This window comes from Paenibacillus sp. GL_099_B, from assembly GCF_057835695.1.
Window position 1 is genome coordinate 99433 of sequence record NZ_CM174430.1, and the last position, 24235, is coordinate 123667.

23 protein-coding genes and 1 riboswitch are annotated in these 24235 nt (G+C 46.7%); of the genes, 13 read left to right on the forward strand and 10 right to left on the reverse strand.

Annotation, left to right across the window (positions count from 1 at the left end; all coding sequences use genetic code 11):
* Window positions 1–11: 11 nt before the first annotated feature.
* The 3 genes from AC3ITG_RS00465 (at window position 12) to AC3ITG_RS00475 (ending at window position 1726) form a co-directional block, all read left to right on the forward strand.
* Window positions 12–188, forward strand: a complete 177-nt coding sequence (locus tag AC3ITG_RS00465) for a hypothetical protein (protein WP_175382032.1) — start codon at window positions 12–14, stop codon at window positions 186–188.
* A gap of 23 nt (window positions 189–211) precedes the next feature.
* Complete coding sequence (locus tag AC3ITG_RS00470) at window positions 212–364, forward strand: small acid-soluble spore protein P (protein WP_091002006.1); 153 nt, start codon at window positions 212–214, stop codon at window positions 362–364.
* Window positions 365–631: 267 nt separating this feature from the next.
* Window positions 632–1726, forward strand: a complete 1095-nt coding sequence (locus AC3ITG_RS00475; RefSeq protein ID WP_489252495.1) for a hypothetical protein — start codon at window positions 632–634, stop codon at window positions 1724–1726.
* Between the two features lie 85 nt (window positions 1727–1811).
* Here AC3ITG_RS00475 and AC3ITG_RS00480 read toward each other — a convergent pair whose 3' ends face one another.
* The gene (locus tag AC3ITG_RS00480) at window positions 1812–2381 is read right to left on the reverse strand and encodes a GNAT family N-acetyltransferase (protein WP_489252496.1); all 570 of its coding nucleotides are present in this window, start codon (window positions 2379–2381) and stop codon (window positions 1812–1814) included.
* Between the two features lie 34 nt (window positions 2382–2415).
* The gene (gene tadA, locus AC3ITG_RS00485; RefSeq protein WP_413374408.1) at window positions 2416–2916 is read right to left on the reverse strand and encodes a tRNA adenosine(34) deaminase TadA; all 501 of its coding nucleotides are present in this window, start codon (window positions 2914–2916) and stop codon (window positions 2416–2418) included.
* Between the two features lie 335 nt (window positions 2917–3251).
* Between tadA and AC3ITG_RS00490 the strand changes: the two genes are divergently transcribed.
* A complete protein-coding gene (locus AC3ITG_RS00490; protein ID WP_489252497.1) occupies window positions 3252–5591 on the forward strand; it encodes a PAS domain S-box protein in 2340 nt (779 codons plus the stop codon).
* Between the two features lie 18 nt (window positions 5592–5609).
* Complete coding sequence (gene rluF, locus AC3ITG_RS00495; RefSeq protein WP_413374410.1) at window positions 5610–6311, forward strand: 23S rRNA pseudouridine(2604) synthase RluF; 702 nt, start codon at window positions 5610–5612, stop codon at window positions 6309–6311.
* Between the two features lie 132 nt (window positions 6312–6443).
* Here the strand turns inward: rluF and motB are convergent, their stop codons facing one another.
* Window positions 6444–7259 (reverse strand): flagellar motor protein MotB, encoded by an 816-nt coding sequence (motB, locus tag AC3ITG_RS00500; protein WP_489252498.1) that lies wholly within the window; start codon window positions 7257–7259, stop codon window positions 6444–6446.
* Window positions 7246–8046 (reverse strand): flagellar motor stator protein MotA, encoded by an 801-nt coding sequence (motA, locus tag AC3ITG_RS00505; RefSeq protein WP_024628803.1) that lies wholly within the window; start codon window positions 8044–8046, stop codon window positions 7246–7248. The genes motB and motA overlap by 14 nt, the downstream gene beginning before the upstream one ends.
* 234 nt (window positions 8047–8280) lie before the next feature.
* Here motA and AC3ITG_RS00510 point away from each other — a divergent pair, with 234 nt between their 5' ends.
* The 3 genes from AC3ITG_RS00510 to rbsK all read left to right on the forward strand — a co-directional run bounded on the left by AC3ITG_RS00510 (window position 8281) and on the right by rbsK (window position 10155).
* Entirely contained in the window at window positions 8281–8574 is a 294-nt protein-coding gene (locus tag AC3ITG_RS00510) for a hypothetical protein (protein WP_063567630.1), read from the forward strand.
* A 253-nt stretch (window positions 8575–8827) separates the two neighbouring features.
* Window positions 8828–9124, forward strand: coding sequence for a 4a-hydroxytetrahydrobiopterin dehydratase (locus AC3ITG_RS00515; RefSeq protein ID WP_062329625.1), 297 nt, complete (start codon window positions 8828–8830; stop codon window positions 9122–9124).
* A gap of 44 nt (window positions 9125–9168) precedes the next feature.
* On the forward strand, window positions 9169–10155 hold the full coding sequence (rbsK, locus tag AC3ITG_RS00520; RefSeq protein ID WP_489252499.1) for a ribokinase: 987 nt from the start codon (window positions 9169–9171) through the stop codon (window positions 10153–10155).
* 331 nt (window positions 10156–10486) lie between these two features.
* On the opposite strand, the gene AC3ITG_RS00525 is transcribed toward rbsK, so the two are convergent.
* The 5 genes from AC3ITG_RS00525 to AC3ITG_RS00545 all read right to left on the reverse strand — a co-directional run bounded on the left by AC3ITG_RS00525 (window position 10487) and on the right by AC3ITG_RS00545 (window position 15590).
* A complete protein-coding gene (locus tag AC3ITG_RS00525; RefSeq protein ID WP_063567633.1) occupies window positions 10487–10846 on the reverse strand; it encodes a c-type cytochrome in 360 nt (119 codons plus the stop codon).
* A gap of 149 nt (window positions 10847–10995) precedes the next feature.
* On the reverse strand, window positions 10996–11490 hold the full coding sequence (locus AC3ITG_RS00530) for a GNAT family N-acetyltransferase (protein ID WP_489252500.1): 495 nt from the start codon (window positions 11488–11490) through the stop codon (window positions 10996–10998).
* 391 nt (window positions 11491–11881) lie between these two features.
* Window positions 11882–12352 (reverse strand): C40 family peptidase, encoded by a 471-nt coding sequence (locus AC3ITG_RS00535; protein ID WP_024628797.1) that lies wholly within the window; start codon window positions 12350–12352, stop codon window positions 11882–11884.
* 3 nt (window positions 12353–12355) lie between these two features.
* A riboswitch (cyclic di-AMP (ydaO/yuaA leader) is annotated at window positions 12356–12493 on the reverse strand.
* A 252-nt stretch (window positions 12494–12745) separates the two neighbouring features.
* Complete coding sequence (locus AC3ITG_RS00540; protein ID WP_489252501.1) at window positions 12746–13588, reverse strand: hypothetical protein; 843 nt, start codon at window positions 13586–13588, stop codon at window positions 12746–12748.
* Between the two features lie 10 nt (window positions 13589–13598).
* Window positions 13599–15590, reverse strand: a complete 1992-nt coding sequence (locus tag AC3ITG_RS00545) for a M1 family metallopeptidase (RefSeq protein ID WP_489252502.1) — start codon at window positions 15588–15590, stop codon at window positions 13599–13601.
* A 102-nt stretch (window positions 15591–15692) separates the two neighbouring features.
* Between AC3ITG_RS00545 and AC3ITG_RS00550 the strand changes: the two genes are divergently transcribed.
* Window positions 15693–16196 carry a YwhD family protein gene (locus tag AC3ITG_RS00550; protein ID WP_063567638.1) on the forward strand — a complete coding sequence of 168 codons (504 nt, stop codon included), beginning with the start codon at window positions 15693–15695 and terminating at the stop codon, window positions 16194–16196.
* 145 nt (window positions 16197–16341) lie between these two features.
* Here AC3ITG_RS00550 and AC3ITG_RS00555 read toward each other — a convergent pair whose 3' ends face one another.
* The gene (locus AC3ITG_RS00555; RefSeq protein ID WP_489252503.1) at window positions 16342–18420 is read right to left on the reverse strand and encodes a transglycosylase domain-containing protein; all 2079 of its coding nucleotides are present in this window, start codon (window positions 18418–18420) and stop codon (window positions 16342–16344) included.
* A gap of 299 nt (window positions 18421–18719) precedes the next feature.
* On the opposite strand from AC3ITG_RS00555, the gene speE reads away from it, so the two are divergent.
* The 4 genes from speE to AC3ITG_RS00575 all read left to right on the forward strand — a co-directional run bounded on the left by speE (window position 18720) and on the right by AC3ITG_RS00575 (window position 24231).
* Window positions 18720–19547 carry a polyamine aminopropyltransferase gene (gene speE / locus AC3ITG_RS00560; RefSeq protein ID WP_063567640.1) on the forward strand — a complete coding sequence of 276 codons (828 nt, stop codon included), beginning with the start codon at window positions 18720–18722 and terminating at the stop codon, window positions 19545–19547.
* Window positions 19548–19561: 14 nt separating this feature from the next.
* A complete protein-coding gene (speB, locus tag AC3ITG_RS00565) occupies window positions 19562–20431 on the forward strand; it encodes an agmatinase (RefSeq protein WP_489252504.1) in 870 nt (289 codons plus the stop codon).
* A 914-nt stretch (window positions 20432–21345) separates the two neighbouring features.
* Complete coding sequence (locus AC3ITG_RS00570) at window positions 21346–22533, forward strand: WD40/YVTN/BNR-like repeat-containing protein (protein ID WP_489252505.1); 1188 nt, start codon at window positions 21346–21348, stop codon at window positions 22531–22533.
* Between the two features lie 216 nt (window positions 22534–22749).
* Complete coding sequence (locus AC3ITG_RS00575; protein WP_489252506.1) at window positions 22750–24231, forward strand: alpha-N-arabinofuranosidase; 1482 nt, start codon at window positions 22750–22752, stop codon at window positions 24229–24231.
* Window positions 24232–24235: the final 4 nt, after the last annotated feature.

Sequence of the window (24235 nt, forward strand, 5' to 3'; positions counted from 1 at the left end):
AGTGGTAATACGTGAGCAAAGCCAAAGCTGGAACAGATAAAAACCTGCAAAATGTAGTTGCAGATCTGGATCAGACACCTGTGAATAGTCACCATGCCCAGCAAATTCAACAGGACTCGAATGACCGTCGGCATCAGGATTCCATGAATCATGACAAAACGGAAGATATGGACCCATCCCATTCCTAATCCAATGAAGAGGGGGGAACAACATGAGTAAACCCAAAACAACACCTGTGCCTGAAGCTCAGGCTGCTGTGCAGCACCGAAAACCTGAAAAGCATTCTTCCATGCAGGAACCGTTGTCAGGCTCCAAAAAAGTGAAAAACCAGAACCATGTGGATCATCATAATCCTCAAGGCTAAGTCAAAGGAACAATCATTCCTCTCTTTAGCACATATTTAATGCATAACCATACCCTATAACTCCGGTTAACAAACCGGGGTTTTTGCGCGTTCATACATGATTTAGAGGAGCACACCATTGATATCTAAAGCTTACATAGGTCTTTGTAGCCAATTTAGAGAGTAAAGCTCACAAATTTCCCAAATCGTGTTTCCGTTTCAGAATAAATGGTATATCATTGATATTGAATTATTTTTTTGGGGGTTATCACGAGAGGAGAGAAACAAATGACTAAACGTATGGGGGCGCTTCTTCTTACGTTGCTGTTAACCGTATCCATGGCACTGACAGCATGTAGCAGCAAGCAAGAGCCAAAAGAGGCATTGAAGACGGCGGCAGCCAATGCTTCCAAACTGACTTCGTATGAGATGAGTTCTAACTTCACTATTAATGAATTGAGCTATAAAACTGCAGACGAGTCACAACAGGATCCAACGATGTCTCAGTTTATGAGCATGCTGAAGGATGCTCAGTTGAATGTAACTGGCGTATACCAAAGCGAACCAATGCAGACCGAAATGACGGTAGGTATTGAGCTTAAAGGCGATATGGGTATGACATTTACCATTCCAATGGTTATGACCGCGGAGAAGTTATATGTTAAGGTACCAAATATTCCTTTCTTCCCGATTCCGGAAACGGTTGTTAATAAATTCCTGGAGCTGGATCTGAAAGAACTGGCTGAGCAAGAAGGAACGGAATGGAATCCGGATGCTATGGATGCAGCGAAAACACAAAAGCTGAGCAATGAAGTTATGGATGCGGTTCTGAGCGAGTACGATCAGGATAAATTCTTTAAAAACCTGGATGTGAAGGATGCTCAGCTTCCTGAAAGTTTGGATGCCAAGCAAGTCGTTCAATTTTCGGTCAACAATGACAATGTGAAAGAAGCCGTTACTGTCCTGGTAACCAAAGCATTGCCAAAAGTACTGGATATCATCTCTAAAGAAGAATACCGTGACATGTTGCAAATGAGTCAGGCAGATATCGACAAAGCCAAAGAGGATCTGAAAATTACTGAAGCAGATCAAGCTGAAATGGCTAAAGATCTAGACCAATTGAAAGATACACTAACCATTAACCAGTTCCACATTGATTTTGCTTTGGACAAAAAAGATTTCCCGGTATATCAAAAATTGGTTGCTGATTTGTTGATTAAACAACCTGATACCAAGGATGAAGTAAAACTTGCATTCACTGGTTCGAACACATACACCAAAATTAACGAGAAGCCAGCATTCAAAATCAATATTCCTACTGGCGAAGACGTTATTACAATGGATCAGTTTGAAGAACTAATGAACGCATCTTACGGATACTAAGTTCTCAGATTCATTAGTAAAAGCAAAGAGCCGCTCGACCTTAGGGTCTGGCGGCTCTTTGTATGTTGTTCCATAGTCTGTTCAATTACTGTAAAGATTCACCCAAGTCTTCGGCCAGCACTGCGTAGATCTGATGATCCTGATACTCTCCGTTAATCTTGAGATATTTACGAGCAATGCCCTCAGCCTGAAAGCCGTTCTTCTCCAGAACACGTTTGGAACCGGTATTGGATAGCAGAATGGCCGCCTGAACACGATTTAACTTCAGAGCACGGAAGGCGTAGGACACAGCGAGCTTCACCGCTGCAGTCATCCGTCCGCCGCCTTGGTAGTCTGGATGGATAAAGTATCCCATGTCTGCATAATTGGCGACGCCCTGAACGACATTGTTCAAGCTAACCTGACCGATCAGAATACCATCATCGATCGTAAAAATTCCGAATTGATATCCTGTTCCTTCTTCGGCTGCCTGAATTCTATCCTGAATGCGTCTGCTTTGCGAATGCAGCGTATAGAATCCATCATCCCGGATAGGCTCTACAGCTTGGTAGGGAAGACGTGTGATTTGAATAAGAGCAAGATACGCCTCCGTATCTTGTGGAGTAAGTAATCGGAGACTTATTCCTTTTGGTGTGTCATATAGTGTAAGCGGCATGGAATGCACTTCCTTTCCAGATGGATGTAAGTTTCTATTTTTTGCGTAAACGCCGGAAAAATTGAGTCAGCATTGTGGAGCATTCTGGTTGCAGAATGTCAGCAACCACTTCGGTTCGATGATTAAAACGAGGTTCTTGTAGCAGATTCATCAGCGTTCCTGCACATCCGGCCTTGGGGTCAGCGGTACCATATATGACTCGAGGCACTCTGGATTGCACAATGGCACCTGCACACATGGGGCAGGGCTCCAGTGTGACGTACAGACTGCAATCCAACAGTCGCCATGCACCGATGGCTTCACTGGCTTGCCGGATGGCTACCATCTCCGCGTGTGCTGTGGAATCAAGTGTCGTCTCACGCAGGTTATATCCACGACCAATAATGCGATTATGTTGAACAATTACAGCCCCGATCGGTACTTCCCCGAGTGCTTCTGCTTTGTACGCTTCAGCAATGGCTTCACGCATCCAGTGCTCGTGCTGAGCCTCCTCCGAGAGATGCGCAAGATCAGGTTGGAGAACGTCATCCTTCATTAAAATGTAAAACTCCTTCCAAAGAGCATTTTGTGCGGCGAACAAACATTCGTTTGTTAACATGTTGTGTATAAGTCTGTGGATAACCAACGAGTTGCTCACATAGTTATGAACATACTATCCACATGCCTGTGGATTTGTGTATAAGTTTTAGTGGTTATTCCCATTGTAGGCATGGAAAAGACAAAATACAATTGATTTCGCGTTTTTCAGCCAATCGGTAACTTTTGGACAAGGGTCAATTATCCTTTTCAAATAGGCATACAACAGTTATGATGGATATAGGTTTTGCCATATATCGCCAGAGGGTACAAGCCGAGAGGTGAACGAAAAAGTTGTCTATTAAAACGAAATTATCTATGATTATGTCGTGCTCAGTGCTCGTCATTTTGGTTTTAAATATAGCACTGAGTTATTATACTACAGAAGAGAATCTAAGGCAGGACAGCGAAACCAAAATGGTGCTTACGGCCAAACAGATTGCAATCGCTGTCGAACAGAGTCAGTCCAGTTCAGAATATGTAAAACGACAAATTGGGAACAATCTATGGCTAGCCTCAGTAATGGCAGCGGAAGAACTGGACCCGAATATTAATAATATCACAAATGAAGACCTGGTTCGTATGAGCGAAAAAGTCGGTGTTTCCCACATTTCATTGATGGAGCAAACGGCTGATGATATTGTGGTTACCCGGTCTTCCGATCCAAAGGAGATTGGATTGTCTACCAAATCCATGACGTACTGGTATCAGGCATTTAAACAGCTGTTCGAAAATCATCAGGTTACTATTTCACAGGGACAGAAATTGGATCATTTTTGGTCGGATGGATTCGAATACTCTACATCAAATCCGTCAGATGTTGATATCTGGGGTTACTATCACGATGGGAAGAGGAATTACATAATCAATCCCTTCTATAATAATGCCGCTGTTGACGGCTATGTGAAGATCTCTGGTCCAGACGAGATATTGAATAAGATTCGTGAAGTTAATCCTTCGATTCTGGAGATTACAGGCATCAATCCATTGACCTTCGGTAGCTCAAGCATGAGCAATGACGGAAGGGATACGAACCACAACAAGTTGAATAACAGGCCAATTCGTTTCGGTACATATCAATATGGTACCGCAGAAGAGGATCACAAGGCGGTTGTACGGGCAATTCGCACTGGGCAGAATGTATCCTTTGTCAGTGAAACTCATGAACAGAAGGTGCTCAAAAGTTTCATTCCTATATTCACCCCCAATGAATCATCTTATGTGATTAGTATTGTCATGGACTATAAGCAAATATCCTCCATGGTATCGGAACAGCTGGTTAGCCATGCCTCGATTTCGCTTGTTTTGCTGGAGATTGTGATCTTTGGCAGCTATTTGCTCGCAGGATACATTACGCGTCCTATTCAATCTATTTTGGGCAAAGTGAATGATGTGGCTGACGGCCATTTTGATTTCCGTCTGAAAGTGAGAAGGAAAGATGAACTGGGCCAATTAGCGAATCGCATTAATGCCATGATTCGTAATTTGGGTCATTATACGAATCGCCTGAAACAGATGTATGAAGAAAATCGTGCGGTAAAAGAGCATTTGGAATCGATCATTAACCAAACGGCAGATGCGATTCATATTACGGATCTGGATGGAAATGTACTGCGGGTAAACCGTGCCTTTGAGCAGTTGTACGGCTGGCGCAGTCGTGAAGTGGAAGGCCGCAAATTGAAAATTATCCCTCCTGGTACTGAAGAGGAAATGGAAAAGCAGCATGCCCAGTTGATTGAGGGCATGTCAATTACGTCCAATGAAACGACATGGATGAAGAAGGACGGCAGCCGTGTCGAAGTCAGCGTGAGTACAGCACCGGTCCGGGATGAAGCAGGCGAGATTACAGCACTGATCAGCGTATCAAGAGATATTACCAGCCGTAACCGTATGGAGGAACTGCTCAGACGTTCCGAGAAACTGACGACGGTTGGTCAGCTGGCAGCAGGGGTTGCGCATGAGATACGTAATCCGCTTACGACCCTGCGTGGGTTTCTTCAGCTCCAACAAGAGACGAACAAGCTTAATCATCGACACTTGGACTTGATGCTGTCCGAGTTGGATCGAATTAATCTCATTGTGGGTGAGTTTCTGATACTGGCCAAACCACAGGCGGTTCATTTTCAGGAACGGGATATTCGCTTCATTCTGGGAGATGTTATATCATTGCTGGACAGCCAGGCGCATCTGCATGGTGTGGAATTTGTACTGAATGCTTCATCCGATTCAGCTATGGTACACTGTGAAGAGAATCAGTTGAAGCAGGTCTTCATTAACTTGCTGAAGAACGGCATGGAGGCCATGCCAGACGGAGGTAATATCCGAATTAAACTCAATCATGACGAAGAGAATAATCGGGTTCGGATTGAAATTAAGGATGAAGGCACTGGAATTCCAGAAGAACTGATGCCTAAGCTGGGGGAACCATTCTTTACAAGCAAGGAATCAGGAACAGGGCTTGGCCTGATGGTCAGCCAGCGCATTATTCAATCACATAAGGGCATGATGGATATCAAAAGCGTCATGAACAAGGGGACGACCGTCATTATCGATCTGCCTGCCTCCCAACAGCAACCGGAGAGTATAGAGGAAGAGCATAAGACGGACAATGAACCTATAGACGAAGAGAACTAGACGAGGTGAGATTACCTTTTGCGTATTAATAAATTTATCAGTGAAACAGGTTTTTGTTCCCGTCGGGAAGCCGACAGATTGGTGGAAAGCGGGAAAGTAACGATTAATGGAGTGACGGCAGAGCTGGGCAGTCAAGCAGAAGATGGCGATGATGTACGAATTAATGGTCAACCTATTAAGGAAAAACGAAAACACGTATATATTGCGCTCAATAAACCTGTCGGAATAACGAGTACAACCGAGCAGCACATTCAAGGGAATATCGTTGATTTTGTAGGGCACAAAGAGCGCATCTTCCCGATAGGTCGTCTGGATAAGGATTCGGAAGGTTTGATTCTGATGACCAATGACGGTGATATCGTCAATCGAATTCTAAGGGCAGAAGGACGCCATGAGAAAGAATATATTGTCACCGTGGATCGTGCGGTAACGCCGAGCTTCTTGAGAGGTATGAGCACAGGAGTCAAGATCCTTGGCGAAATGACGCTGCCTTGTACAGTGACTCGTATATCAGAGCGGGTGTTCCGCATTATTCTGACGGAGGGAAAAAACCGTCAAATTCGCCGGATGTGCAGTGCATTTGGCTATGAGGTTCGGAAGTTGAAGCGGATTCGTATTATGAACATTCATCTCGGTGAACAGGCCACAGGGACCTGGAGAGAACTGACACCCGCAGAAAAGTCGGAATTAAGCAGTCTGCTAGATTATAATATGGAATAAATGATGATTATCGAAGGCGCTGCTTTCCCTCAAGGGAAGCAGCGCTTTTTAATATCAGTGGATAGAAAAAAGTCACTCTCCTGTAATGAAGGAGAGTGACTTAAGCATTAGTTTGCTACAACGAATGACTCTTTAGTTACCTTGTCCGACTGCTTTCACGGCCGTGTTGTTACTCTGATATTTCCGGATAATCGAAACTTCTACCCGACGGTTTTGAGCTCGTCCAGCATCCGTTTGGTTGCTAGAGACTGGGTGATACTCTCCATAACCGCTAGGTGTGAACTTCGAAGGGTCCAGCGCCTCATTCAATAACAGAATTTTGAGGAAATTCAGTGCTCGATCGGCACTCAAATCCCAATTATCCTTATATTGGCTGTTCGAAATGGGAACATTATCAGTATGACCAGACACAACGACTTCATATTCCGGGAACTCCTGCAACATGCTCGAGATGGCTTTGGCCAGCGAGCGTGACTCGGGTTTAACATCAGCCCGGCCTGAGGAGAACAGGGCGTTATCACTGATCGTGATCTTGAGCTCAGACTGATTCAGCTTCGTATTCAGCTGATCGGAAAGCCCGTTTTTCTGAATATATTGATCAAGCCGTTTCTTGAGTTTCTCCAGATCTTCCTGTTCTTTCTGAGCCATCTGCGCATCTGTAATCTGAGCCGGTGTCTTCTTGATATCTTCAGGCTGCTGTTTGCTCTTACCCAGATCTGTAGTAGATTCTGTAGGGTTCATAGAGGTATGATCCAGTACACCCGAACCACCGTTCAATGCGCTGCTCAGTGCGGAAGCCATCTGTTCAAACTTCGTTGCATCTATAGAGCTCATAGAGAATAATGTGATAAACAGAGCGAGCAACAACGTCATCAAGTCGGAGTAGGGAAGCAACCAACTCTCGTCTATATGTTCTTCATGCGGTTCGTGTTTTTTAGCCTTTTTCACCTGATGAGCCCTCCTTCTCTTCCAACTGTCTACGTTCGGAAGGTGTCAGGAATACAGATAATTTTTGATTAATGGCAATGGTGGATACACCAGATTGTATGGATAACAAGCCTTCAACCATCATCAGCTTGATTTCCATCTCTTTTTTGGACATCCGCTTCAGTTTATTGGACATCGGATGCCACAACACGTAACCACTAAAGATACCGAGAAGTGTCGCGATAAACGCCGCTGCAATCGCATGCGAGAGCTTTTCCATATCACTGAGATCGGCAAGCGCTGCGATGAGACCTACAACGGCCCCGAGTACCCCGAGCGTTGGTGCATACATCCCCGCTTGGGCGAAGATCAAGGCACCGCCACGATGGCGCTCTTCTGTAGCATGAATATCTTCCATGAGTACATCACTTACAAATTCCTGATCATTGCCGTCAATAATCATACGCATACCGCCGCGCAGGAACTGATCATCAATATCTTCGACTTTTGATTCAAGTGCAAGCAAACCTTCACGACGGGTGGTGGAAGCCCAGTCCATAAATGTGCCGATTAGAGAAACACGGTCAATCAGTTGTTGCTTTTTGAACAGTACCCCGAATAGCTTGGGGATTTTTTTAACTTCAGACATAGGAAATGCCATGAAAATAGTTGCTGCCGTACCAACAAAAATAATAACGTAGGCTGCTGGGTTGTTAACCAGGTTGATAAGGGGCGCACCCTTCAGGAACATACCCACTACAAGTGAAACCAGCCCTAAAACTAGTCCGATAATCGTTGAAATTTCCATCATACACCTCATCCATGAGATAAAATTGAATCCTTTCAAGCGGCTTTATTCGGGCTTCCGGACGAACGTTACACCGCAATCCGTTTAATGTTAGGCATCCTTTAGGGTTGCAGAAACAGTTAAAACGGTCATGTATAGTATTTATCGACCAGATGGCCTTTTTTTTTAAGGGTTATTTTCAGGTATAATAAGATCAAATCTGCTCCTTAGGGGCTAAATAGGAGTGAAAAGCCAATGGGCGTAAAGCATGGACGAGATTATGAAGGAATATTGACAGATTTGACAGAGGCTATAGGCCGAATACCGGACCGCTATGTTTTCTTTGAGATGGATGAGGAAGAATGGTCACGCCTTGGTGTAACAGAGCAACTCGAAGTGGATGAGGCATTGGCGGAAGATCTGTTCTATGCACTGGGTGAGGAGTCGGTCATTCCGGTAGGAAGTGGAGTGGTCATTCATGACAAGGATCAGCACCGAATTCATATCTTAATTGGGGAAGAAGAACTGACTTTTGTACCGCTCATTTAGTATGCTCGCATAAGATATTTGGCATGGAAAACCGAGTTGGAGAATCTCCCTAAAGCCTTATGGTTAGTGGATCTAGCGCCATTTGTACTATTGGAATTTGAGGCTTGTCCGTGGTAAGATGATAGTCATGAAACGGGCGAACCGCAGGGCGGTGGACCTATGCGTTTGGGTTGCTATGGGTAGCACCAAAGGTTTCGGTGGCAGCATGGACAGTTGTCTGTGATGAGCCATCATATGGGGAGGAAGATAACGTATGGTTTTTTCGCAAGAGGAAGTCGAAGCTCATCTGGGAAGGCTGGAAGGCTGGGAACTGGAAGAGGGACGATGGATTGTCCGCAAGTTCGTATTTTCCAACTACATGAAAGGGATTGCATTTGTGGACGAGGTCGCAGCGATTTCGGAAGCGTTCAATCATCACCCTTTCATTACGATTGACTATACAACAGTCACACTGCGTCTCACATCATGGGATGAAGGTGGCATCACATCTGTAGATATTAAAGAAGCGCAACAATATAACGAGGCTTTTGAGAAAATGAGGTCGGAATAACCTGGATCGGTTATATCGCACTACCGGAAATGAGTGAAGCATACATGTCAGACGATAATCACAACAAACCTCTTATTGCTGTCGTAGGCAGCCTTAATATGGATCTGGTGGTGAAGACGGACATCATTCCTGAGGAAGGCGAGACGGTGATTGGGGAGGAACTGCACTATCTGGCCGGGGGCAAAGGCGCCAATCAGGCGGTTGCAGCTGCACGACTGGGCGGACAGACAACGATGGTTGGTGCGGTTGGTTCGGATGGTTTTGGTGAACGGCTGCTGCACAGTCTAACGGAAAGCGGGGCGGATGCCTCGCAGGTTCGCATTCTGGATGATTCCGTTACAGGTACGGCCTCCATTTGGCTCTCCAAAGGAGATAACCGGATTATTGTCATTCCCGGAGCGAATGGGCAGGTTGTGCCTGCGATGCTGGAAGAGGCTGATACGGTAAAAAGCCTGACTGCAGCCGCAGCGGTGCTGCTGCAGCTGGAGATCCCGCTGCCTGCGGTCACCCGCGCCGCCCAACTGGCGGCTGAAGGCAGCGCATTGGTGGTGCTCAACCCGGCGCCTGCGGTGCCGGGTCTGCCCCAGGAGCTCCTGCGGTGCGTCGACGTCATCACGCCGAACCGCAGCGAGCTCGCCGTGCTCACCGGCCGGGATGATCTCCGGCCGGAAGACGTGGATGCGGCGGTCGCAGAGCTCGCCGCATCCCTCGGGGCCGCTGTCGTCACGACGCTCGGCCCCGAGGGGGCTGTGTACGCGGCAGCGCCTAGCGGCCGCGTACAGGCAGGGCGTGCCGGCGCGTGCCGTGCGCCCGGCTACGCCGTAAGCGCCGTCGACACGACCGGCGCAGGCGATTGCTTCAACGGCGCGCTGGGAGTAGCCCTCGCGCGCGGAGAGACGCTGGACGCGGCGGTAAGCTTCGCCATGGGCGCAGCCGCGTTGTCCGTGACGAAGCTCGGCGCCCAGTCCGGGATGCCGTCCGCAACTGAGGTGCAGGCTTTCCTTGCCGAGCATAAGGCAAAGACCCAGTAATCTATGCATGCTTTAGCTGAATCAGAGGCCAGCAGGCAGGATAGGATACGCCAATGCATCTAGAGATAGCCATAACGTGGTGTATGTTTTCATCGGAGCATCCCTGAAATGACCAAGAGGCTCTTACTTCCCAGTACGGGAGAGTAAGAGCCTCTTCTCTGTATGACCATTGATAAATCCAGCAACCCTGTAATACAAATACGGGGTGAGTTCGTTGTGCATCTAGCGTCAGCGTGGTTTAGAGCATGCGCAAAGAGCAGGAGGCGATTGAATCCACCATACGCACTACACATGCAACCCGCCACAAACTTATCGCCTTGAACATCTTGGATTACTTCTTCTCCGCCAGCCACATCGCAATATTCGCGATTTCTTCATCCTTCAACTTGTCTTTGAACGAAGGCATACCGCCGCTTTTACCTTTGACAATGGTCGTATAAATCTTCTCCACATCGTCTTGGCTGCCAATCTTCTGCAGACTAGGGCCCATGCCCCCTTGAAGCTGATCACCGTGGCAGGTAATACAGTTTGCTTTGACTAGTGCCTCAGCCTGTCCTGCATCCATTGTAACTTGCGGCATCGTCGGTTTCGCTTCTTCTGCAACTTCCTCTTTCCCTGGAAGCGTAAACATTAGTACAATAGCTAAAGCGCACGCTGCAAAAAATACCCCGCTCATGATCCATTTGTGCATCCCTTATGTCCCCTCCAGAATGAAAGATCACCTAATTTGAAACTATCCATATCATTATACCGGAACCTGTAGTGACATCATAGCATTTTGTGGTAATTTTTTGAACTAATCACATACCGGGGACTTTTTAGGGTGATTTCAAGCCCTATTTATTCACGTGGACCTTCATAGACCATACAGTGAAAAGGTTTCAAACCGCTCGGTGTCTGTCGTTCGTATGTATCCTGCGTAACAAATCCGGCTTTGAGATAGACACGAATGGCCCGGTCATTCCAGGTCAGAACTTCCAGATCAATTTCGTTTGCAGGATTCCGGCGAATTGCTTCCTGTACAATGGCTGAGACAAAAGCTGTCCCTTGACCATGACCACATCGATCGGGGTGCATGCCGAGTCCAATGCGGGTGACGCTTTCAAGTGGGAAGTATTGAGCAAAACCGCAAATCTGATGATCCTCTCCCAGCACCACTGCATATTGTTCCTTCCGTAGCTGGGGATCTCCGAATTCCACTTCAAGTGCTTTCATCTGCTCCCAGGGCAGCCAGCTATAAATATTATAAGGCGGGTCATACTGCCAATCGCAGATTAGTTCCGCATGTCCTTCTTGCATGGGCACAACGTGAAACGTCACAGGGGCTTCATCCATACAACTGCACGCTCCTCTCATTGTGAACAAGCTATAATGTTCTGATCCGTCCATATACATATGTCATTCCATATCTAAGCTTGTTTTCACTCTACAAAAGAGGCGTTCATTTGGCAAGTCCTCGTTTTAGAAAAAAAGTGAAACAAAAGTTCCGGTAATTTCGTTTATATTATAGTGGGATGGGTAAAAACATTATAAGAGCACGGACGAAGCAACGAAAAATAGCTCTAAATAAGTTGAAGTTAGGTTTGACAGCTATCCCTAGTACGTTAAAGGAAACGAAGCACAAAAAAACCGCCGGATACATTCCTGCGGAGAATGTGCCAGACGGTTCTATTATGCTTCGTTACAGTAGTGTTATTGTTACAGCATGACGTTGCTCAGCTTGTCCCTAGTCGATGGCCAATGTCTCATATGCGTCCGTGCTCATAATCCGTTTAGCGCCAACATAGCGGTTAGCCCAGTAGCTTTCACTTAATGCGCTGATTGTAACTCCTTTAGAAGAAGAGGAGTGTGCAAACTTCCCATCCCCTACAAAGATCCCTACGTGCGAGACCCCTTTGCCCGTTGTATTGAAGAATACCAAGTCACCTGGTCTCATTTCCATGCGAGATACCGAATCGCCCATGTCGAATTGCGAACTCGATTGGCGAGCCAGATCAATACCCAGCTTGTCGAATACATAACTTGTGAATCCAGAGCAGTCAAAGCCGTTAAGCGTTGTTCCTCCGCTTTTGTATGTAGTTCCCATTGCTGAATCAATGACTTGGTCCATTTTTGAATCTGCGAATGCGCTGCCTGCTCCAAGCGATAATGCGAATGTGAGGCTGAGTACAGCCGCAGTTAATTTCTTCTTAAACAAGAGATATACCCCTTCCAATGCCTGCGAGGTTAGCTTAAGGATTCGGTTGAAGGTCCCCTATGATCCCTCTGTTGCAAGATCAATTCACCCATAACTGGTTCCCCCGCTTCCCAGGTGCTAGGAATTTGGCTATGCTAGTTATGCACCTGCGAAATCAAGTAATGACGATTAAATTTTAAGTAGTTACAAATATGAAGGTAAAGATTACAAAGTTGTTACTAAAAACTCACTGCGATTATTGTAACAGAGGTATATCACTTTGGCAACGTTTAACAACAAAATTAACAAAAAAAACCTCGACCTTTGACGGGGAAAGGTCGAGGTTTGCTTGTTTAATGGCATTTGATGAATACAACTTTACATAGAGATGGTAACCATTTTTAACCGTTCAATTTAATCCTTGACCGAGTTGGACTGCCATAACCGGAAATGGGCGCATATCTTCCATAAGCTCAGCAAGCACCGGGCAAGTGGATACGTCTGTTGTAGTATAAGACCAGTTAAGCCCGTTAGTAACCATGAAGCTGAAGTAAAGGCACCAAAGACCAGGAGATGAAGGCCACCCAGCAGGACGGCAATGCCAATTAGAGTGATGACCTGGCGTAGTGCAATCCATAGAGCTTGAAACGTACCACGTGCTCCGCCTTCCCCATCAGGAGCTGAGATACCAAACTGCATGTAGAGCAGGACATGATGGATAACCCAACCGTACACAATCCAACCAGCAACATAGGGAATACCAGGCAAGAGCAGATGGAGGGAATGAAAACCTTCCATAAAGATGGAATAGAGCTTTGGTGCGAGCCAATAAGCCGGTAGCAGCAGCAATAGGGTACGAATGGTGTGGAGCAATAACATCGGTTTCCACAAATTTTTGATGCCGCGGATGAATGGAATGCGTTCTTCCGAATGGTTAAAATGCTGGAGCGAGTAGAGCAGCCCTGCCTGAATGAGAGGGCTGATCAGCATCCGCAGCAGTAGCATAGCCCCTAGAATCCATAGATAGCGATGGACCTCCGGATTCGTTGTCAGGCTGAGTTGGCTCTCCATTTTAAATAAAATCGTACTGAGTTCCCCTGCATCAGGGTCAGGATAACGCAGGAGCAGCGGAACCACAGCAGACTGTACCATTCGATAAAGAAAGTATCCCCATACTAATTGATACAGAAATAAGAGTGCCGCAATGAACATATGTTGACGGACGAGAAACCAGCCTTCACGTATTTTCGCTTTCACTGTATCCACCTCACCATGACAGACTTCCGAATATGGCTTCTATAAGTTTGGTTGCGCTCATGCTCCAGCGGGATTTGGTTGGCTCATCCAGTCCAGCTTTCAGAAAATTGTTCATATGATGGTTCTCCAGCACAATCGTGTATAGCGGATCAGTCATAGCCCAGGAAACAGGAGAAGTATAGGTCAGTTTGTAGGTAATGCGCTCCTCGCTGCCATCCCATTCTTTCGTCATGGTTTTCCCATCTTCGAACATAATTCGAACAGGCACCTTCTTATATTCACTGCCTTTTTTCTGGACTGTAATGGACGACTCGTACAACGTTTGACCGTCTTTCAGGATAGGATTGATTGCGATCTTCTCCACCGCAAAGTCAGCCATGCCGTCTCCGTATACATATTGATTAAAATAATCGGTCCAGGATGTACGGGTTACTTGCTCCACTACCTTTTGAAAATCAGACGAGGTTGGGTGTTTGAAGCGGTATTTCTTTACATAGGTCGAGAGAACACGTTCCATCGTTTTGGCACCAACCTGTTGTTCTATCCCGAGTAATACAAGCTTGCCTCGTGTGTATACGTTCGCTGCATATTGATTCTGAGAATCAAACTTCCAGGAGTCCTGTGTCAGTGAAGCTGGAGAAGTAATAAGACCTGATTGTACAGGCAGATTCGGGATAAGTCCGTATTCCTGTTCCATCACTTTATCTTCCGCATAGGAGGTGAATCCTTCGTCCAACCAAGCCTCTTCAAATTCATTACTCGCGACCATGCCGTAAAAATACTGATGCCCAATCTCGTGCACAACTGTGCGTTCCAGATCGTAACCAGGAGCTGAATCATCCGCACCGAAGGCGGTGACTAAGGTAGGGTATTCCATTCCTCCTGCGCCATTCCCTGATTTGGGCGGGACAACGATGGACAATGTGGAATACGGATAAGGGCCAAACCACTTGCTATAATTGGATAGCGCTGCTTTGGCGGCGTAGAAATAACGTTCCTTCAGATCCTCATGAGCAGGGTCGAGATACAGCTTGATTCGAACGCCTGGCACATTGGGAGCAGAGAAGGGTTCTTCCGCATAAACAAAATCAGGAGAGGCTGACCAGGCAAAATCATGCACATCATCGGCATAGAACTGATATATTTTTTCGCCGTTCTTCACAACAGCTTGCTGGGTCGGGAATCCAGTAGCAGCTACTTTGTATGTTTCCGGTACCCGAATACGCACACTATAGATACCGAAATCTGCGTAAAACTCTGAATTGCCGTGATACTGATGCAGGTTCCAGCCTTCGGTTGTCCGACCTCGTGTGCCTGCTGGCTCATATACGCTAAGTTTAGGGAACCATTGACCTGCCATAACAAAATTATCTGCTGTTCCCATGCGGGCAAAAATTTTCGGTAGCTTGACCTCAAATCGGGTGTGAAGCGTGATGCTTTCACCGCCTTTAACGGGTTTGGGCAGCCGTACCTTAATGAGGGTAGTATCTTTCATGTTTCCGTCATCCGGTTGCACATACTGCATCCGATGTAAGAGAGAAAGCCCGTCCTCTGTTTTCATTTCTGTAATATGCATGGAACCGTAACCGTTCGTGGGCATGACATCACCGCGAAGCTTTCCCCCGGATTCTTTCATAAAAGTGGTGTCAGCAGAAGAGAAGGCATTGGGATACATGTGAAAATAAAGCTCGCTGACGGTTTTCTTACCTGGATGTGTCCAGGTTATCGTCTGTGTCCCTTGCAGTACATTCCCGTCTACCAGCTTCACATCCATGTGATATTCCACTACGCGGTTGCTGAACACTTCAGCGGTAGGTGTCTGTATACTTTCCGGAGATGTTTGGGTTTTGACGGGTGCTGTAGGCTTGCCCGATTCCGGGGCGAGCGCAGGCAAGTCAGAATGAATGGAGCGTGTGGAACCCAGACCAAGCCATATCCCCCCGGCAATTACACACAGGGCTATAATTGCGGTGAGCCAGCTCTTGGCGCGTCGTGGAATCATCGTTAAATACCTCCCGTTGACAAGCATCTACAGCATGTATATGTTTGCATTGGGGCGATTATTAGTTAAAATATTTGTATCAACCCTTGGAGGCTATAAAACATGGACCAAAACGAGCAAAACGGCAAAAAACAGATTGCCTTGAATATCGTTAGTGCAAAAAGCAAACACAAAGGCTTCGGTGCAGGCTCCATTGATCTGAATAACCTTTCCCCCGTTATTATTGATAACGGTGAAGCAAAGATTGATGTGGGCGCGATGCATGCGAAGAGCAAAGTGGAGCGCAATATCAAGTTCTCGACTAATCGTGAGGATGTGCCCAATGGACGCCAAGTATGGCTAGTATGGGTAGCTGTGGACCGTAACGAACAGGGGCAGTTCTATGGTGGAGCAACTGCGTGTGAGATGTGGATTGATACAGAAGCGCGTCGTGGATGGAAACTGCTGGCCGATCATGTGAATCGCATGGATTATGCCATGAAGCGCCGGTTCATGCTGGATGATCTTGGACCTGAAGATCGCGCGGCACTCAAGACGTTGCTGACTACGCATAACGAAGAATGGTGGAACGCTTCTCCAGATGAATTGAAAGAAGCGCTTGCCTAATTAATGAATGTTTAAAGCTGTTCAAAAAAGAAGAAGCAAAAGCCCCGTGACCGAGATGATCGGTTCGGGGCTTTTGCTTTTATGCTAAAATTGAATTTTACGGGCGATGACGCAATTACGTCATTACGTATTTACGTCACTTTGGTCATTCCACCCACCAGCGTTTGAAATCCTTCCACCATGAATGCTTCTCTTCCTGTATTCCCTGCTGGTTTTGCACTTCGCGACTGTCTTTATCGTTCTCTGAACCCGAATCATCTGAAGCGCTGCGACAGACCTCAGTCGGTTCCGTGCCATCAATAAAAACTTCCAGCCGTTTCTCGGCGCAGCCATTGCCAGCCAGTTTTCCGGATTCGGGATCGATATATACACTGACTACGTTATCCGGTACGGTGAAAATCTTTGGTGGAACACTGGAGAGAGCCTGTTCCGTGAACTGGGCAAACATAGGTGCCGCACGACGCCCGTCGGATGTGGAAATGGCTTTGCCTTGATCGTAACCGACCCAGACAGCCGTTGAGAGCTCTGGGGTGAAGCCGACTAGCCAAGCGTCCGTATTTGTTGTCCCCGTTTTGCCGGCGACAGGTCGCTTAATGGTTGCAGATACTCGATTACCCGTCCCACCATTTTCGAACACACTTTCCATCAACCGTGTTAATACATAAGCGGCAGCGGGTTCAACGACCTTCTCGGCCTTGGTCTGAGGTGCTTCATAGATTACTCGTCCTGCGGCATCTGTCACTTGCAGAATGGCTACAGGAGGTGTTCGCTGCCCACCTGCGGCGATAGCGGAGAATGCTGAAGCCATCTCCAGTGGACTAACAGGTGAGGTGCCGAGTGCAAGGGAAGGTACCGGGCTCATGTTGCTCGTAATCCCTAGGTTTTTGGCCATTTTCACCACTTGTTCAGGTCCAATCTGCATAATCGTATTTACCGCGTAGATGTTGTCCGAAGCGGCGATAGCCTGTCTCAGATCAATCTCACCTAAATACTTATCCCCGAAGTTGCCGGGTTTATAGGTCTTCCGATCATTGTCATAATGAAACAGGGTAGGTTCGCTTTTAAACATGGACGCACTGGTGAGCTGTTTGGATTCCAGGGCAGCCAGATACATAATTGGTTTAAAAGCAGATCCCGGCTGGCGTGTAGTCGCCAGTACATGGTTAATCTGATTGGTGCGGTAATTTTTGCCGCCCACCATCGCTTTGATGTATCCGGTACGGGGATCGATCGATACCAGAGCGGTTTCGAGCTCGCTTTTGGCGTCCATGCCCTTAGCTACGGCGTCTTCCGCCGCTTTTTGTACACGCAGATCAAGCGTGGTGTATATATTCAATCCTCCATGATCCAGCATCGCTTCACTGATCCCCAGCTCCTTGATGGCTAGATTCCGGATATAATCGCGGAAATAAGGTGCACTTTCCACGGTTTTGCGTTCACTTTCCGGTTTGAACGAAAGCATTTCCTCATAAGCCTTGTCTGATTCCGCTTGCGTAATTTTACCGATGTCAGCCATGGCATTTAATACAACCTTCTGCCGGTCCTTGGCGTTCTTCATATGATTATATGGAGAATAGTAGGTCGGCCCCTTTGGAATTCCTGCAAGCATGGCACTTTCGGCGAGCGTCAACTGTTTCGCCGATTTGCCAAAATACATCCGCGAGGCTGCTTCGATCCCGTAGGCACCGTGACCGTAATAAATTTCATTCAGGTACATCTGCAGAATTTCATCCTTGCTGTATTTCATCTCCAATTGTGCCGTATACATGGCTTCCTTGGCTTTGCGGGTCCATGTCTTTTCATGCGACAAATACAAGTTACGTGCGAGCTGTTGGGTCAGTGTACTTGCGCCCTGAGACATCTGCATATGTTCCAGGTTTACGAGTACAGCCCGTCCCATTCCTCGAATGTCGAAGCCGACATGATCATAGAACTTGCGGTCCTCTACAGCAAGAGTAGCGTTGACCAAATCGGGTGAGATATCTCCCAACTGTACAGGTACCGAGTCTTTGCCGCCCGCAGAGAAAGCGGCAATGACTTCGCCCTGGCTGTCCAGCAACCTGGAATTGCGATCCGAGTCGGCCAGCGGCAGGCTGGTGGCGTACAAGTAGACCAACCCTGCTGCCATGGCGATTAGGCCGAGAATAGCGAGCAGAGTCAGGCTTTTGATGACTTTCCATATGCGGAACCCGCGTTTGCGGGTCTTTTGGCTTGATTGGGTCATGGAACGGGCTCCTTTCTTTTCTTTCCAGTATGGGAATTCAGTGACACGGATATTCAATCCGCCCGTTTAGCGGTTTAAAATATAGCTTTATTTGCAGAAAAAAACCGTTTTGCAGTATAAACGTCAATCGCGTATAATGCAAAAGGGTAATGAAAAGTAACGGTTCGGCACAACATACAATAGGCAAGGAAGGTCGAACAGTACCCATTGGCAGTGATTTGATTCTTTGATTAGTCAGACGCTATGTACGCTCTGGTCAATTTAATCTATATAAACTTTACGGAAAGAAGGTAGAGATTATGGAATTGTGGTTTACGGAGAAACAGACCCCCGCATTCGGAATCACCGCGAAGATTAAACAGACCTATGTAAGCGAAAAGACGGATTTTCAAGATCTGGCTATGGTAGAGACCGAAGAATTCGGAAATATGTTGCTGCTTGACGGTATGGTGATGACAACGGTGAAAGACGAGTTCGTTTATCACGAAATGGCGGCTCACCCTGCGCTGAACACACATCCGAACCCGAAAAAGGTGCTGGTTGTCGGTGGCGGTGACGGCGGAGTTATCCGTGAAGTCATTAAGCATGCTGATGTAGAAAAAGCAGTTCTCGTCGAAATCGACGGGAAAGTGATTGAATATTCCAAAAAGTATCTGCCTGAAATCGCCGGTAAATTGGACGAGCCTAACGTTGAAGTGCTGGTGAACGACGGCTACATGCATATTATAGAGCATAAAAATGAATACGATGTAATCATCGTTGACTCCACAGAGCCTGTAGGTCCGGCTGCGCCGCTGTTTGAGCGCGGTTTCTACCAAGGTATCTATGAAGCGCTGAGAGAAGACGGGATCTTCGTTGCTCAAACGGACAACCCGTGGTTCAAAGCGGATCTGATCCAAAAGGTAAACAAAGACGTTAAAGAAATCTTCCCGATCGTACATGTGTACGGCTGTAATATCCCTACGTACCCAAGTGGTCTGTGGACTTTTACAATGGGTAGTAAAAAACATAATCCGCTTGAGGTGGACGAGACGCAGATTCCAGAGATGGATACGAAATATTACTCTCCACGTCTGCACAAAGCGGCGTTCGTTCTTCCTAAATTCGTGGAAGACCTTACGAAATAAGGAGGAATAATTAGATGAAATTGGATCAAGCTTATTCAGGCAACGTATTTATTTGCAGTTCAGAGGATTACGAGAACTCCAAAGCAGTCATTTATGGTATGCCGATGGATTACACCGTCAGCTTCCGTCCAGGGTCCCGTTTTGGTCCTTCCCATATCCGTCAGGCGTCGGTTGGACTTGAAGAGTACAGCCCTTACCTAGATAAAAGTATTGTGGATATGACTTACTTTGACGCTGGGGATCTGCTTTTGCCTTTCGGTAACGCAGGACGCAGTCTCGAAGTCATCGGAGAATATATCGGTGGCCTACTGGCTGACGACAAATTCCCGATTGGTCTCGGCGGGGAACACCTCGTTACTTGGCCTGTCATTCAGCAAATGTACAAAAAATATTCCGACCTTATCCTGATCCATATTGATGCACATGCCGACCTTCGTGAAAACTATGAAGGTGAGCCATTGTCTCACTCGACGCCAGTGCGTAAAGCAGCTGAACTGATGGGCGGCAAAAATATTTATCAGTTCGGAATTCGTTCCGGTTCCCGTGAAGAGTTCCAATTCGGACGGGAGAACATCAACTTCTATCCGTTTGAAGTGGCAGCTCCGATGAAGGAAGCTCTTCCGAAAATGGGTAACCGTCCGGTGTACGTTACAATCGATATCGATGTGCTTGATCCGTCTGCGGCTCCAGGTACAGGAACAGCAGAAGCGGGCGGCATTACGTCCAAGGAATTGCTTGAAGCCATTCACATGATCGCAGGATCAGATGTAAATGTGGTGGGTTGTGACCTAGTTGAAGTGGCACCGATTTACGATCCAACGGAACAGACACAAATTGTGGCTGCGAAGATGATCCGTGAAATGCTGCTTGGATTCGTGAAGTAATCGCAAAATAACAGCGTCCTCTGTCTGTGTCAGGTTGAAGCCTGCATAGGAGGGGGCGTTTTTTTTGTGATTGCCTCCTGAACTTAACTTGTTGAACCTCATTTCTGGACTGTGTTATACTGACATCAACAGTATTCAGTAGTATATTAATTGATATATTACATTCGTGAAGTATATGGTGATTGGGTTCGACCATATACTAAAAAGAGCCTTCACCGCGCCAACGGTAAAGACTCTTAGGACCCCAAAAGGCTGTGAATTGCCACGGCGTGCAAGAATTAAATATTGCTATTCAAGCGAAACCCACCGTCAGGCTTCCGACCTTATGAGGTGGGTTTTCGCTTGCAATTCAAAGTCCATAACATTGATTGTAGCACGTACGTTCCCGTATCCCTACCATTTGTTGTATATATGATTCCGCCCGCACGTTAAGCGAAAACACGTATTTGGGATGAATCTATCTTAACATTTATGTATAATATGGAAATAGAGGGAGGGGTTTTGTTATGCATGCAATCCGGGCTCAATTGAGTATGTATCCCAAATGGTTCATAGCGGTACTTATGATATTTATCATCAACCTTATATTAACAATGACCTTGTTCATCAATTTAACGTTAATACTGGCTAATCTCGCCATGTTATATGCCGCCTTTAGCATCAAGACACTTAAATACAATAAACTGCATTTTGTCCTGTGTCTTATTTTAAGTATCACTTTTGTGATCATTGCTTTTAAGACATATCCCATTTAACTCAGCTCTTATCAGAGATTAATGATGAACCACTCATGCCCATGAGATAAAAAATGTGGGCATGAGTGGTTTTTTTATTGCAATAATGTCACGCGAATTAAACAAATTGTTACGTTAAATCCTGCGAAATGGGGTAAAAACATAGAAGGAGGTGTCACAATGACAACAAAGAGCAGAACGACATGGAAACGGATTGGCGCACTCGCACTATCGGTAACATTGGCTTGGGGACTGGGACCGGTACATACTCTACCCGGCGCTAACGCTGCATCCTCTCCAACGTGTGGAAATGGAGATCACGGATTAACAGCTACGTTGAAAAAAGGCAGTGGTGTGGAAGACCAACGACTGCAATTTACGGATATCGATTTTCTAAACAGTACAACCGGACGGGCTGCTGGTGAGGGATTCCTCATTGGTACATCGAATTCAGGCTGCACTTGGCAGTCCATCTATACAGGCCAATGGCAGTTCACACAACTTGATTTCCCGAATAATGTAAATGGATTTGCTTTGGCACAGGTGAAGGATTCTCCAACGACGTATCTCATCCGCTCAACGGATGGTGGCGCGCACTGGACACGGATGGATACTAAAGGCATACAATTTAAACGAATTGATTTTCGCAATAAAAACGAAGGCTTTGGATACACCTATAATGAAGCTTATTTGACGAAGGATGGCGGTGCAACATGGAGCCCGATCTCCACACCAGCCAATACACGCGGAGCTGTGTTCACGACACAGAAGCAAGGTTATGCCATTGTAGTGGCTCCTGGTTCGGGTTACCGTATCATGCAGACAAGTAACGGCGGCAAGAACTGGACGCAATCGCTGAAGGTAGCATCAGCAACCTGGAGCGGTGGAGACTTATACGCAAGCGGTAACCAGGTATGGGCCCTTCTGTATGGCGACGCAGGGATGTCCCAGCAGTCGTATTCTCTCTACGCGAGCGGAAATGAGGGCAAGAACTGGAGACAGGTCTTCGCTCAATCCACAGCAGGTGGTGGCCCGGCCCCAGGTACAAGCAGCACAGGGAATGGAAAAGGCCCCGCAGACCCAGGGGGTCACCCAGGGAACATGGCGTTGGTCGGTAATCAGACGGCCTATCTCTCCGCAGGATCGCCTGCGGCAGGCAAAGTGGGGATCGGACGTTCTTATGATGCAGGTTCCACGTGGAAAAATATCGACCTGAAAGATCCAGGTTATAGCTCCCGCATTTCGTTTCCTTCTGCCAAAACAGGTTGGCTCGTCGTAACAAGCGACAATTCTCCTGCAATTTATGAGACGACAGATGGAGGAACAACATGGAAGCAAAAAATGTTATTGCCCGCTGAAAACGAGTAAATGGCGTCATGCCATGGAATAATTTTAAGGCGATTTCAATCTAAAAGTGTATAAATCTTAACTTATTTGGCCTGATGAGGCCAGCGCAAACAAACAAGTCTTTTCCGGACAAATGAAGCTGGAAGGGGCTTGTTTTTGCTTGAATAAAAACGGTTGAATCCTGTTCAGAAACACGTTATTGTAAGCGATAACAATACTTTTGAGGAGGTTGAAATTATGGTTGATGTTATTTTAAAGGCTGATTCGGAACAAGGATTAATAAATCGCAATATATATGGTCATTTCTCAGAGCATCTGGGACGCTGTATCTATGAAGGCATCTGGGTGGGAGAGGACTCCCCTATTCCCAATACGGAAGGCATTCGAAATGATGTGCTTACTGCACTGCAAAAACTTCATATTCCCGTACTTCGCTGGCCTGGAGGTTGTTTTGCTGATGAATACCACTGGAAAGATGGCGTAGGTCCAAAAAGTGAGCGCGCACGGATGATCAATACGCACTGGGGCGGGGTAGAAGAGAACAATCATTTTGGTGCGCATGAATTCCTGAGACTATGTGAGTTACTTGATACCCAGCCATATATCAGTGGCAATCTGGGCAGCGGTACGGTGCAGGAGATGCAGGAATGGGTGGAGTACATCACGTTTGATGGGGAATCACCGATGGCAAACTGGCGGAAGAGCAATGGCCGTGAAGAGCCATGGAAGCTGAAATACTTTGGTGTGGGGAACGAGAACTGGGGTTGCGGCGGTAATATGCGTCCGGAATACTACGCAGATGAGTACCGTCGTTATGCTACATATGTACGCAATTATTCCGGGAATGAAATTTATAAAATCGCCTGCGGCCCCAATGACAACAACTATCACTGGATGGAGGTGTTAATGCGGGAGGCCGGTCGTTTTATGGATGGAATCAGCCTGCATTATTACACCATTCCAACAGGTGAGTGGGCAGATAAAGGTCAGGCTACAGGTTTCGGAGAAGCCGAATGGTTCACCACATTGAAAAAGACGCTATATATGGAAGAGTTACTTGTGAAGCACTCCGAGATTATGGACAAATATGATCCTGAGGGCAGAGTTGGTATTATCGTGGATGAGTGGGGAACGTGGTACAACGTTGAGCCAGGTACAAATCCAGGTTTCCTGTATCAACAAAATACGATGCGTGATGCAGTACTCGCAGGGATTAATCTGAATATTTTCAACCAACATAATAAAAGAGTTCATATGGCCAATCTGGCCCAGATTGTTAATGTTCTTCAGGCGTTGGTTTTGACAGAAGGCGAGAAGATGCTCCTCACGCCTACATATCATGTGTTTGATATGTATCAGGTACACATGGATGCGCAGCGGTTGGAACTGAATTACGAGAGCCCTGGATACACTTTCGGGGAAGAGACCATCCCTCAACTGAGTTTGTCAGCTTCTCGCAACAATGATGGCGTTATTCATGTGACGGCGTGTAACCTTAGTCATACGGATGAGCTTGAAGTGGTTTGTCAGATTGAAACAACGGACGCTTCTGCTGTATCGGGACGAATTCTGCACCATGCAGATTATAGTGCATTCAACACATTTGAACAGCCGGATCGGGTTAAGCCTGAAGAATGGAAGGGTGTTACGCTGGAAAATAACAAACTGCGTTTTGTACTGCCTCCGGCCTCTGTTGGTGTGGTCGCTATAAAGGGATGATCAG

Excerpts from the sequence above, each read along its gene's own strand:
- AC3ITG_RS00570 (WP_489252505.1), top strand. The coding sequence starts at position 21,346 with ATGACAACAAAGAGCAGAACGACATGGAAACGGATTGGCGCACTCGCA.
- AC3ITG_RS00470 (WP_091002006.1), top strand. The coding sequence starts at position 212 with ATGAGTAAACCCAAAACAACACCTGTGCCTGAAGCTCAGGCTGCTGTG.
- AC3ITG_RS00475 (WP_489252495.1), top strand. The coding sequence starts at position 632 with ATGACTAAACGTATGGGGGCGCTTCTTCTTACGTTGCTGTTAACCGTA.
- motA (WP_024628803.1), bottom strand. The coding sequence starts at position 8,046 with ATGGAAATTTCAACGATTATCGGACTAGTTTTAGGGCTGGTTTCACTT.
- AC3ITG_RS00530 (WP_489252500.1), bottom strand. The coding sequence starts at position 11,490 with ATGGATGAAGCCCCTGTGACGTTTCACGTTGTGCCCATGCAAGAAGGA.
- AC3ITG_RS00510 (WP_063567630.1), top strand. The coding sequence starts at position 8,281 with ATGGGCGTAAAGCATGGACGAGATTATGAAGGAATATTGACAGATTTG.
- AC3ITG_RS00525 (WP_063567633.1), bottom strand. The coding sequence starts at position 10,846 with ATGCACAAATGGATCATGAGCGGGGTATTTTTTGCAGCGTGCGCTTTA.
- speB (WP_489252504.1), top strand. The coding sequence starts at position 19,562 with ATGAAATTGGATCAAGCTTATTCAGGCAACGTATTTATTTGCAGTTCA.
- AC3ITG_RS00575 (WP_489252506.1), top strand. The coding sequence starts at position 22,750 with ATGGTTGATGTTATTTTAAAGGCTGATTCGGAACAAGGATTAATAAAT.
- AC3ITG_RS00480 (WP_489252496.1), bottom strand. The coding sequence starts at position 2,381 with ATGCCGCTTACACTATATGACACACCAAAAGGAATAAGTCTCCGATTA.
- AC3ITG_RS00550 (WP_063567638.1), top strand. The coding sequence starts at position 15,693 with ATGGACCAAAACGAGCAAAACGGCAAAAAACAGATTGCCTTGAATATC.
- AC3ITG_RS00545 (WP_489252502.1), bottom strand. The coding sequence starts at position 15,590 with ATGATTCCACGACGCGCCAAGAGCTGGCTCACCGCAATTATAGCCCTG.
- rbsK (WP_489252499.1), top strand. The coding sequence starts at position 9,169 with ATGTCAGACGATAATCACAACAAACCTCTTATTGCTGTCGTAGGCAGC.
- tadA (WP_413374408.1), bottom strand. The coding sequence starts at position 2,916 with ATGAAGGATGACGTTCTCCAACCTGATCTTGCGCATCTCTCGGAGGAG.
- speE (WP_063567640.1), top strand. The coding sequence starts at position 18,720 with ATGGAATTGTGGTTTACGGAGAAACAGACCCCCGCATTCGGAATCACC.
- AC3ITG_RS00555 (WP_489252503.1), bottom strand. The coding sequence starts at position 18,420 with ATGACCCAATCAAGCCAAAAGACCCGCAAACGCGGGTTCCGCATATGG.
- AC3ITG_RS00515 (WP_062329625.1), top strand. The coding sequence starts at position 8,828 with ATGGTTTTTTCGCAAGAGGAAGTCGAAGCTCATCTGGGAAGGCTGGAA.